Genomic DNA, 13,316 nt, shown 5'->3' on the forward strand with positions numbered 1-13,316 from the left:
ACTGTTAAGGTAGTTGCATCGGTCTAAAATAGGCAAGGTGCACTATGGCTATACAACGATCTTTTACACCAGTGCGAGAGTCATGCCCGGCAGTTTTCTCTGCTCTTTTCATAACGACGTTAAACTTTTCCCCGCTGTGGAGCCTGTCCACGGCGTATGCATCGTCTCAACCGAGTGATTACTATGTGGCTCAGTCGCAGCCACCCAAGTTGTTGGCCAAAGAACAACAGCGATTAGCACAGCAACAGACCAAACTTGGTATGTCCTCGCACTTTGATCCCTTGCTTAACCGAGCCACCTTCGTCTGGGCACCGGCTACATCGGTACTTAACTTCACTGCTCAGGGTTCATTGCAGCAAACGGCCCAGGCGCATATGCAGCGTTTAAGCGGTATTGCCAACAGTAAGTCGGCTCAGCATCAAGCTGGGCATCAAGCTCAGCATCAAGCTCAGCTCAGTCACTGGCATGATCTGGGGCGGGGTGCGGTGATCGGACGCTATCGTCAGTATGTGCAAGGTATTGAAGTGTTCAATCGCCACTATAACGTGATGCTGGATCGCCGCGGCGAGTTAGTGGCCAGTTCGGGTTATTTTGCCGAGGTGCCCAGCGAAGCGCAAAATTTCAGTGCCCTGAGTGCTTTTAGCGATACCTCCACCGCGGTGTACCATGCCTTGCGTCAGCTAAGTGGGGCGTCGTTGCAGCTTGAATCAACAGGCACGCAACAGGGTTATAACTGGTTTAGAGTACAAAGCCAAAATTCCGATGAGTTCTTTGCCGGAGTGCGCACCAAGGCGGTATTTTATCCCCTCGACGGTGAGCTGCTGGCGGCGCACTATGTGGAGGTTGAACGGCAAAACCGCCATACCTTGGTGAGCGATTATTTTGCCTACGTGATTGACAGCGGCTCGAACAAGGTGCTGTTCAAAAAGAACTTACAAAACCATGCCACAGCCTATAACTATCGTGTCTACGCCGATGGGCAAAACGGTTACCCGATGGAAGGTCCCCATGGAGATGTGATCCCTGCCATGGGGCTGGGGCAGGAAGATGAAACCGTAATTCTTAACGCGAATTTGGTAAGCCTGAGTTACTACCCGGGGCTTTCCACGGCCGATCCTTGGTTAAGTGACACGGCCACCCGCACTCAGGGCAATAATGTCTATGCCTATGCAGATATTAACGCGCCCCAGGGGTTTAGCGCTGGAGATCTGAATGCCGAGACTACCTCGGCTTTTACCTTTGATTATGTGCTGGACCCGGATTTATCTTCCAGCGCTGAGGTCAATGTCAAGGCCGCGGTGGTGAACCTCTTCTATATGAATAACTTCTTGCACGACTTCTTCTACGACCTAGGCTTTGATGAAAGTGCCGGAGTGGCGCAGCTGAGCAACTATGGTCGCGGTGGTGTGGAGGGCGACCCGATTAACGCCGAAGCCCAGGACTACAGCGGGATGAACAATGCCAACATGGCAACTCCGGCGGATGGAGCCAGTCCGCGCATGCAAATGTTTGTGTTTGACTCCAAAGATGCCAGGGTGGGTGAAGACTATGGGGTGATAGGCCCCAATGGCCTTTTAACCTCGACACAGCGTTCGCAATTTGGCCCGGATGTCTTTGATATCAGCGGTGAGCTGGTGCGCTATAACGATGGCAACGATATGGACTCCGCTAGCGTCTATGACGGCTGTGAAGTGCCTCTCGACCCCAGCCTACTGGTGGGCAAGGTGGCCATTATCGAACGCGGCACGTGCACCTTTGTGACCAAGGTGAAAAACGCCCAGGATGCCGGCGCGCTGGCGGCACTGATCACGAATAATGTTGATGATGGGACTGCGGCGCCCATGGGCGGTGTCGATGGCAGCATCAGCATAGGCAACATGGGGCTCAATTTCGCTGATGGGCAGATGCTCTACAATGCCTTGGATGGCGGCGCGGTAAATGTGCGCCTGTTTAATACCAACCCGCTTAAGGACGGCACCTTTGATAACGGCATTATTGCGCACGAATGGGGGCACTATATGAGCAACCGTCTGGTGGGGAATGGCAGCGGTTTGGTGAACTTTCAGGGGCGGGCTTTGGGAGAGGGCTGGAGCGACTTTCATTCGCTGTTGTTTATCGCCAAGGAAGAAGATGCGGCCATTGCGGGTAATAGCGATTTTACCAAGCCCTATGCGACCGGCACCTATGTGGAAGATTTTTACTTTGGGATCCGCCGAGTACCCTTCACTCCGAATCAGACTATCAACCCCCTTAATTTTAGACATATTAGCGAAGGTGCCGGTGGCGATGTCGGTCTGCCGCCAACCTCAGTGGCCTCGCCCCATGGCCCTGGTGAGCTTTGGGTATCGGTGTTATGGGATTCTTATGTAGCACTCATTAACCATCATGGTTTTGCCCAGGCGCAACAGCGGATGGCCCGTTACCTGGTGGGCGGTTACAAGATGACCCCGGTTGCTCCGTTGTACACCGAGGCACGGGATGCGCTGCTCGCTACCATAGCCGCCGAAGATATGACCGACTACCGCTTGGTATTGGCCGCCTTTGCTAAGCGCGGTCTGGGCTTAGGAGCACAGTCGCCCGAGCGTTACAGCACTAATCTAACTGGTGTGGTGGAGTCATACGAAACGGAATTGGCGGCCTTTGCCGTTGAGGAGGTGAAACTCGATGCCGACAGCGATCTGTATTGTAGCCAGGATGGCTTTTTAGACGTAGGAGAGCGCGGTAGTATCAGCGTACAGATCTTCAATACCGGTAGTGAAACCCTGACCAATGTGCCGGTGCAATTTACTGTGTTATCTGCCCAAGGCGTCAACCTTGGCAATGGCGGCAACAGCACGGTGGCTGAAATAGCACCCTTCGCATCGGCCCGGAGTGAGCCCATCAGTATCTATTTGCTCAATGCCGATGTGGCCAGCGAGCTTGAGATTGAGGTGAGTTTTCCCGAGCAAAGTATCGGCGACGATATCGTCGAGCCGCAGTCAATAACGGCTAAATTTACGGTCAACTTTAGCTTTACTGACGCGCCGCTTGTTAACGCCAGCCAAGGCGATGATATGGAAAAGGCGGTGCTCAGTCGGGCCAATTTGCCTTTGCACTTGCTTAAGTCAGACCCCCGCGCAGAAAACACCTTGCGTTTTGATAACTCGGAACAAATCGCGCTCTTTGAGCAAAGTGGTTTTGAGCTGGGAGAGCAGGCGTTGTTCCTCAATAACAATGGCTATGAGTCCGATGTGGCGCTTACCACAAGGCCCTTTATGGCGGCAACGCAATCCGAACTCAGGGTGTCCTTTTGGCATTACTATGTTTTGGAGGAGTTGTGGGATGGTGCCGTGCTTGAAATTAGGGTAGATGATGGTGACTGGCAAGACGTGACTGAGGTCGGCGGTCAATTTAGCGTCGGCTACGATGCTAAGCTCAATGAAAGCCCAACGCAATCTTTGCAGTTGCGCAACGCCTACACGGGCCGCAATAGCAGCGCCGGCGTTTTAGGTAATAAAGAGGAGGTAAGCTTTGGTAGCTTGTTAGCCGGTAGACAGGTGCAATTTCGTTTTCGTCTCAGCACCGATGTTAACGTCAAGGATATTGGCTGGTGGATAGACAACCTTAGCATTGAAGGTATGGCCAGCGGCGCCTTTTATCAATTAAGCGCCCCGGATGAGGGCCGCTGTGACAACCGCGCTCCCACCTTAGCGGAGTTGACGGCACAAACCGTGGATGAGGGCGAGGAGGTGACCTTAACCGCTCAGGCCGAGGATGTCGACGGCGATACCCTTAGTTATCAGTGGCGGCAAACACAAGGGCCCAGTGTGACCCTCAGTGGCGCGCAAACGGCTACTATGAGCTTTACCGCGCCACAAGTGAGTAGTCAGCAGCAGTTGCATTTTACCCTGAGCGTCAATGACGGCGCGTTAAGTGCCGAGCAAAGTGTGGTGGTGACGGTTAACAATGTGGTTGCTCCACCACCGGCGCCAGAGCCGAGTTCTGGTGGTGGGGGAGGTTCTGTTGGTTGGCTTACGCTGATCTTGCTCGCAGCGATTCGGGTGTTGCGAAAGAACTAAAGGAGAAGGCCGCATTAAATGCGGCCTTTTTGATGCTTGCTGAGTCCTGTTCGCAGCGGATCAAGTGCAATTAGAGGTAAAGCTGGATGATTTCGCGATTCCACAAGCCTTCTTTAGAACCATCGCTTTGCAGCACTTCGTTTTGCTTTTGCAAATAGCTATAGGTCACCGTGTTGCCGATATCGCCCAAGGCCTTTAGGGCCATGGCGCGATCCGACCAGGAGCCGGTGCCTTCATACAAATCTATTAACAACTGGACACTGTCATTGTCCTTCATATTGCCCAAAGACGAGATGGCGGCGAGACGAACATATTCATCCTCAGATTTAACCAGTTCGCGCAAATAAGGCAGGGCAATTGGGTTATTACTGAAGCCAAGCTCATACACATCCAGGTAGTTGGCTTTAACGCCGGCACCCTTAATGCTGTCGATCAGGGTCTGGGTTTTTTCATCGGACAACTTACCGCCCATAAGCTGCTGATTGATTTTTGCGCTTAATTCTTTAACCACTAAGCTCATGGGTTCATTGAGCGTTGGCTCAATAATTTCGTCAAAGCTCCACACCGGTACCTTGCCACGCTTTACATACACGGCCACCGGGTAACTGCCTTTTGTCGTCTCCAGTTTGCCTTTGAGCATGGTGAAGGTAATAAAAGGAGTAAAGCCATTGGTTCTATGATTGCGCATATTAAAACGCAAGATCTCTAACTTGTTGTCGCCCTCACCTAAGGTGATGGGCAAATCACGGGCGGCAAATTCTTCGGCTAAATGTGCCTCGAGGAACTCCACTTGCTTGAGTACCTTGCCTTCATACATCAAGGCGCTGGGCAAAATACCCGAGGTGAAGGGCGCGCTTTTATCGCTGCGCTGGTCGACCACCTGTATTTTTTGCTGGTTGGTCTGAGCCGTCGCCTCATAGGCATTTGGCGAAGGTTGTGGCTTACTCAGCTTGTATGAGCTGGGCGCACAGCCTTGAAGTAAAAGAGAGCAGGAAAGTGCAACTGTTATTGTTATTGTTTTCATTGTAAACATCATAGGCCCTTCAATTTGCTTAATAATTAGCCGCATGAAAATAGCAAACCGCTGAATCTAAAGCAACGAGTTTGTTACCAAGATGTAAACTAAAATTTTGTGAATACCGGAATAAAAGGGTGTCAGCGCTCGTCAATGGCTGTGCACGGTAAGCGCGTGCAGGCGCAGCAAATTAATTATTTTCTCTTTTTTAAGTTTCTTAAGACTTTCTTAAGTTTCGCTTTCTAAATTGATTCCATCGCCTCATCTTCAGTAGGGTTTGCTATGGAATCTTTATCGCTCAGCTACGGCACAATGCAGTCGCAATATCTGTTACCCGAGCCCGCATCTATCGCTCAGGGTTATTTTGTTGCCAATTCAGAGCAGCCCATCCATCGTAGTTTGGCGACCCGTATTCAAGCGGGGTTTGCCAAGCATTATGGCGCCGATGTGCAGGAGTTTATGCCGCTGTTGGCCTGTCTTGGTTACTCCGAGCAGCGCTATTGCTGTTTTGGTTTGCGCAGTGCCAGCCAGCCTTTGTTTATTAACCAATATTTGGATCAGCCACTGGCCGAGCACCTGCAGCAATGGCAATGCCTGCCGTCTGACTGTATCGAGCTGGGTAATTTGGTGTCCACCCACAGTCAGGCAACGCTGGCACACTTTGTCGTTTTGGCAAAAGCGCTGCAACGAGCCGATAAGCGCAAGCTGGTATTTTGTGCCACCGCTCATATTCGTAACCTGCTTACTCGCATTGGTGCGCCCTTCGAGGTACTTGGCGATGCCAAGCCGGAGCGCCTGGCAGATTGCGGACTGAGTTGGGGCAGTTATTACACCAATACACCTCAGGTCTGTGTGGTGGATGTGGCGCAGGTTTGTAAGCATGTGGATAGCACCGACACCCTGTCCTATTTTGCCAAGTCCTATCAGAATGATATCGCTAATCTGGCCGTTGAGGTGACGCATTTATGATGGCCGAATTAACCCGTCTTTGGCACGGCCAGGTGGTCGGTGAGCAACAGCACATGGATGCAGCGCAGTTTTGGCAGCAAGTCGAGCGCCTGGCTACGCACCTAAAGGACATGCAGTTAAGCTGTGTGGCGGTGGAGCTGGATAATGGTCTGCCCTGGCTGGTGGTTGATTTTGCCCTGATGCAGGCAGGCATAGTGTCCTTGCCTTTGCCAGCCTTCTTTTCGCCCGAGCAACGCCAGTTTGCCCTGGATAAGGCGCGTCCCGAACTTATTATCGGCGCCGCCGACCAGACAAAAAACGCCGCACAGAGCTGGACTATTGGCAGTGAAAGCATTGCCCTGCAACCGAGTAATCTGGCGGCTCCCGAGCAAGCAGTGCCCCAAGGCACGCAAAAAATTACCTTTACCTCAGGGTCTACCGGACAACCCAAGGGAGTGTGCCTGTCCACGGCGCATATGTTTGAGGTCGCCGCGTCCTTGGTCAGTCGCACCGCGGTGGATGCGCCCAAGCATTTATGTCTGTTGCCCTTGCCCGTGTTGCTTGAAAACGTAGCCGGGGTTTATGCGCCCATGTTGGCCGGTGGCGATATTTATGTGCCTTCGCTGACAAGCTTAGGCTTCGACGGCGCCCGGTTAACTACCCCACAAAAGCTCTTGGCCACCATTAGCGAGGTAGAGCCCAATACCCTGATTTTGGTGCCGGAATTATTAAAGGCCCTGGTGCAAGCCTGCGCTTCGGGTTGGCAGGCACCCAGTTCCTTAACCTTTATAGCCGTCGGTGGTGCCAAGGTTGCGCCTCAGTTAATTGCACGCGCCCATGATCTGGGTCTGCCCGTGTATCAGGGCTATGGCTTGTCTGAGGCCGGCTCGGTGGTGAGTTTAGCTACGGCTGACGGCGCCGGTGTGGGCGAGCCATTGGCGCATGTTCGTTATGAAATCCGCGATGATGAAATGATCATCAAGGCACCGAACTTCCTTGGTTACCTTGGCGAGCCAAACACCCAGCCACAAGGCTTCGCCACCGGCGACCTGGTGCGCATGGACAATGGCGAGTTGCATATTCTTGGTCGTAAAAAGAACCAGCTTATTCTGAGCACCGGGCGCAATATTTCCCCGGAGTGGCCCGAGTCGCTCTTGCTTAGCCATGGGCCCATATTGCAAGCAGTGGTGGTAGGTGAAGGTCAGGCTTTTTTGAGCGCCCTTATTTATTGTCATGAGGCCGTCGATGACGCCCAGCTAGAGGCGCTTATCGACGCCACTAATGCGCAACTGCCCGAGTATGCGCAAATTGTTAATACCCTGCGCTTAAGTGCGCCGCTCAGTGCTGCCGAGGGCTTGCTCAGTGCCAATCAAAGGCCCAAGCGCCCGGCTATCAATGCGCATTTTTCACAACAAATTTCTCAGTTATATCAGGAGTAGTCCGCTATGTTATTTTTCCAAAAACTGGTCGAACAAACCGAACAAGAGCGTCAATACCTGTTGTCTGCCGAGGTGATCCAAAAGGCGTTGGCCGGCCAGGTCAGCGTGGACCTTTATGTGGCCTTTTTACAACAAGCCTTTCATCACGTTAAACACACCATCCCACTCTTGATGGCCTGTGGCGCCCGCATTAGCAGCGAGCAGGAATGGTTACGCGACGCCATCGCCGAATACATAGAAGAAGAGCTGGGACACCAGGAATGGGTGCTCAATGACATCAAGGCCTGTGGTTTTGATAAAGAGCAGGCCCGTTACAGCGAGCCCAATTTTGCCACCGAGATGATGGTCAGCTATGCCTACGACAGCATAGCGCGTATTTCGCCGCTCAGTTTCTTCGGCATGGTCCATGTGCTTGAAGGCACGTCCATTGCGCTGGCCGACAATGCCGCCGACACCATACGCACTAAGCTGGGGCTGCCAAAAAAAGCCTTTAGCTATCTCACCTCCCATGGTGCCTTGGATATAGAGCATGTGAAGTTCTTCCAGGGGCTGATGGACCGTATTACCGACGAGCAGGAACAGCAGGTGATAGTGAATGCGGCGAAGCGTTTTTATCGTCTCTACGGCGACATGTTCCGCACCCTGGATACTAACCATGGCCTGGCGCCCCTGAGCGAAGAGGTGGAGGCGTTATGAGCGCGCCGATTGCGGTTTTGACCGGAGCCAGCGGCGGCATCGGCGGTGCCATCGCCAAACGATTGGCGGCCCGCAATTACCGGATGATCTTACTCGGTCGCGACTTGCCCGCATTGGAGCAGGTTCGCCAACAGTTGCCAAGCGACGAGGCGTCTTATCATCTGGCCTTACAGGTGGATCTAAGCAACGACGCCGATATTAGCCGGGTGGTGGACCTACTTGGCGATATTGGCCGCTGTGATTTGTTGGTCAACAACGCCGGGGTAAACACCATGGTGCCTTTTGGATCCCTGAGCAAGTGTGATCTCGACGCGGCGCTGGCGGTCAATGTCCGTGCGCCCATGCTGCTGTCACAAGGGTTATTACCCCTGCTGCAACAAGGTGGCGGCACCATAGTGAATATTGGCTCCTCGTTTGGCGCCATAGGTTACCCGTTACAGGCCCAATACTGTGCCACCAAGTTTGCCTTGCGCGGGTTTAGTGAAGCGCTGGCCAGAGAGCTAAGTGATACTCAGGTGCGGGTTAAATACTTTGCCCCGCGTGCCACACAAACGGCCATCAACAGCGACAAGGTCACGGCACTCAATAAGGCATTGGGTAACGCCATGGATACGCCGGAGTATGTGGCCGAAGAATTTATGCGTTTACTCGACTCCGACGAGCGCCGCCGCAGTGTCGGAGCCAAAGAGTCCTTCTTTGCAAAAATCAATGCGTTACTGCCCAAGGTGGTGGATAACGCCCTAGCGAAACAACTTGCGACTATTAAACAATTAATGAGGTGAACTATGAAACCCTATTTCGCAATGGCTCTTGTGGCCACGGCCCTGTCTCAAAGTGCCTTTTCTCAAAGCACCTGGTCCAGTGTCGATGAGCAGATGAATCTGCAACAACTGATGCGCCAGTGGGCCCATGTCAATTATGAGCTCAAGGGCGACGATCAGGAAGATGCCTTCGCCGAGCTGGCGAAGAGTGCGCAAACCTATCGCCAGGCACACCCGGATGAGGCCGAAGGCCATATCTGGTCTGGCATTATTCATTCCAGTTTCGCCGGTGCAAAAGGCGGCTTGGGGGCCTTAGGCCTGGCTAAAGAAGCAAAAAAAGACTTTGAAATGGCCATGAGCATCAATGGTGAAGCGCTTCAAGGTTCGGCCTACACCAGTCTAGGCACTTTGTATGCGCAGGTGCCGGGCTGGCCAATCGGCTTTGGCGATGATGAAAAGGCTCAGGAGCTGTTTAAAAAGTCCTTGGCTATCAACCCTGACGGCATTGATATTAATTACTTTTATGCTCAGTTCCTCTATGATGAAAGGAAGTATAAACAAGCGAAAGCGCATTTGTTGCGTGCCCAGGCAGCGGCACCACGCGCCGAGCGACCGCTGGCCGATAAATATCGCCAGCAAGAGGTGGCTCAGTTACTGGCTAAGGTGGAGCGTAAGCTAAAACGCTAACAAAGGAGACAGGGATTGCGGTTGTTACTGGTGGAGGACGATGTCATCGTCAATGAATGCTTGAGCCGTACTCTGGCTCACGAGGGCTATGCGGTGGAATCGGTGACCTGTTTAGCCGAGGCGCGGCCCATGATAGCGCACGATGATGTGGATCTGGTGATCCTCGACCTCGGCTTGCCCGATGGCGATGGCTTAAGCCTGCTAGCGGATATTAAACGTCGTGCCAAGCCCTTACCGGTGCTGATCCTCACCGCCCGTGACAGCCTGGATGACAAAATTCAGGGCCTGGACTTGGGCGCCGACGACTACCTGGTCAAGCCCTTTGCCGTGGACGAGCTATTGGCACGTTTGCGGGTGCTGGGCCGGCGCGTCAGTGGTGTGGCATCAAGCATATTGCAATGTGGCTCGGTACAAATGGATCTCGGCGCCCATCAGGTCAGTGTCGATGGCGCCTCGATCAATCTGCCGCGCAAGGAGTACATGCTGTTAAAGGCGTTAATGGAAAACCAAAGCCGGGTGCAGTCCAAGGAGCAGCTGGAACAAAAGCTGTACCAATGGGGGGAGGCGCTCGGCTCCAACGCCATCGAAGTACACATTCACCATTTACGCAAAAAGTTGCCGGCCAAGATGATCAAAACCCTGCGTGGCATCGGCTATGTGTTAGCCACCAATGAAGGCGGCGAACCTTGAGCATACGCACCAAGCTGATGATGCTCTTGCTGGCCATGTTGGTGCTGATCTTGTTTTTAGCCCTGGCCCAGGGCTATCAACGCAGTTTGGCCCGTGCCGATGCCTTGTTTGACCAGCATCTCCAGGCCCGCACCCAATTGCTGTTTGCCGTCGCTCCCGAGGCCCTGCCCAAGCAACAGGCCGAATTTTGGCAGCGCTGGCAAGGCAATACTTTAGTGGGGGGAAGCGAAAGCTTACTCGCCAAGGTGCCGCCCCAGGGCCTGCAAACCATCAACAGCCAAGGGCAACGACTGCGTATCGCCACCTATTGCCAGCAACAAGATTGCGTGGTGCTGGGCGAGCCCATCAGTGAGCGTTTTGCCCTGTCGGAGCAATTGATCATCGCCCTGATGTTGCCCATGTTGCTTGGCATTGTTTTATTGGCGGTGTTTATCAGTCTGGCGGTTAAGCGTGCCTTACAACCCCTCACCTTACTCTCTCGCGAGCTCAAAACACGTGCCGCCAATGATTTTTCCATGTTGCGCACCGAAGCCAAGGCGCTGGAAATCAAACCCGTGGTGGACACTCTGAATGCCCTGTTGCGGAGCACCGAACAGGCCTATTTGCGCGAGCGCTACTTTGCCAGCGATGCCGCCCATGAGCTGCGTACGCCGCTGAGCGCGATGAAAATCAATCTGCACAACTTATTACAGCGTCATAATGATGAGGATGCCAAAGCGCTGAGCCTGAGTGTCGACCGCCTAAATCATTTGGTGGAGCAAATGCTGGCCCTTGGCCGTACTTCCTCCCAGCAGTGGCAGGACAAACTGGCTAAACAGTCGCTGGCCCATATTTGCCAGCAGCTAATCGCCGAGCTCTATCCGCAAATAGCGCAGAAAAATCTGGATATTAGCTTAAGCGGCGAGTGTCGCGAGGTTATCGGTGAGCCCTTTACCCTTAATGTGATGTTGAAAAACATCATTAGCAACGCGGTGAAATATACCCCAGCAAATGGCCGTATCGCCATTCACTTGGCCGATCGGGGTGATAATATTGAGCTGCGAGTGGCTGACTCCGGCCCCGGCATTGCCAGCGAGTTACGGGAGCGCATTTTTGATCGTTTCTTTCGCGTTGGCGGCGACTCGCACCCAGCTCATATTCCTGGTGCGGGTTTGGGTTTGGCCATAGTTCAGCATGTGATTGGCCTCTATCAGGGTGAGGTGCAACTCAAGCAAAGTGAATGGGGTGGATTAGAAGTGATCATTACCATGGCGGTACAGCGAGAGACATTATGCAGCGATTGATATGGACATTGCTGCTGTTGAGTATGCCGGCTTTTGCCGAACTCAAAGAGTTTAAGCTGGTGCTCAAGGACCACCTTTTCTATCCGGCGCGCATGGAGGTGCCGAGCGGTGAAAAAATTCGCCTCTTGGTGCACAACCTCGACGGCGACCCGGAAGAGTTCGACAGCTTTGATTTAAACCGCGAGAAGGTGCTGTTCCCCGGGCGCATTAATGTTATCTATGTCGGCCCTCTGGCCCCGGGTGAGTACTTCTTTTTTGGCGAATTTGCACCCGACACCGCACGGGGCACCCTGGTAGCGGTGCCTATTGAGGAGCAAAGGCCATGATCAACAGCTTATTAGTGACCATCAATCAATTGTTGCCGCCTGCGGTGTTGCTGGTGTTTGCCCTGGTGTTGCACGTTAAGCCCCTGGGTCGAAAGCGCTGGCTTATTTTAGCCCTGTGGCTGGTGGTGCCGACATTGAGCTATATCCTCGCGCTTGAGCAAATCAGCCAGTGGTTCGATTACCTGGGCTTTGAGTATTCACAAATGCTGCTGGTGGCCCTATTGGTGCTGGCGGCGCTCAGCGGGTTGGCGCTGCGGCTGTGGGCCAGTTTTGTGTTGCTGTTGGCCAGTGCCAGCTGTTTATATTTGAGTCACTACTTACCCTGGCTGCTGCAAGGGCACATGGAGCTGGCTCGCGCCCTGGGGGTATGTCTTGGAGTGGGCATAGTCGGTAGTTTTGCCATTTTATTTTATTTCTTTCTTACCTGGTTGGCCGAGCATTACGGGCCCTGGGGGGTACTCGGCCTATTTAGCATGCATATTGCCGGGTCCATGGTCGGCATGCTGGATATTGCCGCCGGTGCAGGCTTACTAACCATGCCTTCCCCCTTGGTGGATCTGCGCACCCTGTTGGACGAGCATAGTATTTTTGGCCGTTTGGCCAAGGTGGTTGTGGGTTATGAAGCGACCCCCAGTTCGCTGTCATTATGGGTATATATATTGACGCTGTTGGCGCTGCTAGGAGCAGCCAACTGGCAACGGAGTAGACAAAAATGCGATATTTAACCTGGGCTTTATTGCTGCTAAGTGCCAGCAGTTGGGCCGATGGCATGGTGGTCGATAAGGTCTACCATCCCTATGTCCTGCCCTATGAGAGGGAGCTGGAGTGGCGCCTGGTATCGCGACAAACCGAGGAAGGCAATGTGCTGGCGCAACGCTTCGGTGTCGGCGGTGCCATCAGTGAAACCCTGAGCCTGGAAGTCTATGGTGTCGGTGAGCGCGACGATGAAGGCGACTTTGGTCTGGCCGCCTATGAAGCGGAGTTGCGCTGGCAAATGGTGGAGCAGGGGCGTTATTGGGCCGACTTTGGCGCCCTATTTGAAATAGAAAAGCAGCACAAAGAAGATAACTATGAGATCACCTCCGGCCTCTTGTTCGAAAAAGAGTTCGGCATCACCAGCCTCACGGTCAATGCCTTCTTGGTGTATGAGTGGGGCAGTGATATTGATTCAGAATGGGAGTCGGAGTTTCGGGCGCAGTATCGTTACCGTTTGCGCTCGGCGTTTCAACCGGCATTAGAGCTCTACAGCGGCGAAGACTTTGTCGGTGTCGGCCCGGGCTTTATCGGTTTGCACCGTTATGACGGTCAGCATCAGCTAAAATGGGAAGCGGGCTTTATCAGCGAAGTGGGGCATGGCGGTAAAGACCATAGCTTTCGCCTGGCCCTGGAGTTCGAGTTTTAAAATGTGGGTTG

12 protein-coding genes are annotated in these 13,316 nt (G+C 53.3%); 11 read left to right on the forward strand and 1 reads right to left on the reverse strand.

Features of this window, described 5'->3' with window-relative positions; genetic code table 11:
• Positions 1 to 44 precede the first annotated feature (44 nt).
• Positions 45 to 4,058, forward strand: coding sequence for a rhombosortase-dependent M36 family metallopeptidase (locus tag C2M36_RS07580; protein ID WP_105254382.1), 4,014 nt, complete (start codon positions 45 to 47; stop codon positions 4,056 to 4,058).
• Positions 4,059 to 4,128: 70 nt separating this feature from the next.
• Here the strand turns inward: C2M36_RS07580 and C2M36_RS07585 are convergent, their stop codons facing one another.
• Positions 4,129 to 5,082 (reverse strand): HEAT repeat domain-containing protein, encoded by a 954-nt coding sequence (locus C2M36_RS07585; RefSeq protein WP_158678877.1) that lies wholly within the window; start codon positions 5,080 to 5,082, stop codon positions 4,129 to 4,131.
• Between the two features lie 273 nt (positions 5,083 to 5,355).
• Here C2M36_RS07585 and C2M36_RS07590 point away from each other — a divergent pair, with 273 nt between their 5' ends.
• Genes C2M36_RS07590 through C2M36_RS07635 form a run of 10 tightly spaced genes read left to right on the forward strand, consistent with a single transcriptional unit; the run spans position 5,356 to position 13,305 of the window.
• Positions 5,356 to 6,042: a thermostable hemolysin gene (locus C2M36_RS07590; protein ID WP_105254384.1), complete on the forward strand. Its 687-nt coding sequence runs from the start codon at positions 5,356 to 5,358 to the stop codon at positions 6,040 to 6,042.
• Entirely contained in the window at positions 6,039 to 7,460 is a 1,422-nt protein-coding gene (locus tag C2M36_RS07595) for an AMP-binding protein (protein ID WP_105254385.1), read from the forward strand. Before C2M36_RS07590 ends, C2M36_RS07595 begins: the two co-directional genes overlap by 4 nt.
• Positions 7,461 to 7,466: 6 nt before the next feature.
• Entirely contained in the window at positions 7,467 to 8,156 is a 690-nt protein-coding gene (locus C2M36_RS07600; RefSeq protein ID WP_105254386.1) for a TenA family transcriptional regulator, read from the forward strand.
• Positions 8,153 to 8,938 carry an SDR family oxidoreductase gene (locus tag C2M36_RS07605; protein WP_105254387.1) on the forward strand — a complete coding sequence of 262 codons (786 nt, stop codon included), beginning with the start codon at positions 8,153 to 8,155 and terminating at the stop codon, positions 8,936 to 8,938. Before C2M36_RS07600 ends, C2M36_RS07605 begins: the two co-directional genes overlap by 4 nt.
• 3 nt (positions 8,939 to 8,941) lie before the next feature.
• On the forward strand, positions 8,942 to 9,604 hold the full coding sequence (locus C2M36_RS07610) for a tetratricopeptide repeat protein (RefSeq protein WP_442792642.1): 663 nt from the start codon (positions 8,942 to 8,944) through the stop codon (positions 9,602 to 9,604).
• Between the two features lie 15 nt (positions 9,605 to 9,619).
• Positions 9,620 to 10,294, forward strand: coding sequence for a response regulator (locus C2M36_RS07615; protein ID WP_105254388.1), 675 nt, complete (start codon positions 9,620 to 9,622; stop codon positions 10,292 to 10,294).
• Positions 10,291 to 11,577, forward strand: a complete 1,287-nt coding sequence (locus tag C2M36_RS07620; protein ID WP_105254389.1) for a sensor histidine kinase — start codon at positions 10,291 to 10,293, stop codon at positions 11,575 to 11,577. The genes C2M36_RS07615 and C2M36_RS07620 overlap by 4 nt, the downstream gene beginning before the upstream one ends.
• On the forward strand, positions 11,562 to 11,903 hold the full coding sequence (locus tag C2M36_RS07625) for a cupredoxin domain-containing protein (protein WP_234399138.1): 342 nt from the start codon (positions 11,562 to 11,564) through the stop codon (positions 11,901 to 11,903). Before C2M36_RS07620 ends, C2M36_RS07625 begins: the two co-directional genes overlap by 16 nt.
• Entirely contained in the window at positions 11,900 to 12,628 is a 729-nt protein-coding gene (locus tag C2M36_RS07630; RefSeq protein WP_105254391.1) for a hypothetical protein, read from the forward strand. Before C2M36_RS07625 ends, C2M36_RS07630 begins: the two co-directional genes overlap by 4 nt.
• A complete protein-coding gene (locus C2M36_RS07635) occupies positions 12,616 to 13,305 on the forward strand; it encodes a hypothetical protein (RefSeq protein WP_105254392.1) in 690 nt (229 codons plus the stop codon). The genes C2M36_RS07630 and C2M36_RS07635 overlap by 13 nt, the downstream gene beginning before the upstream one ends.
• Positions 13,306 to 13,316: the final 11 nt, after the last annotated feature.

The sequence above is a fragment of the Pseudoalteromonas sp. T1lg75 genome, from assembly GCF_002964705.1.
In the GTDB taxonomy this organism is placed as follows: domain Bacteria; phylum Pseudomonadota; class Gammaproteobacteria; order Enterobacterales; family Alteromonadaceae; genus Pseudoalteromonas.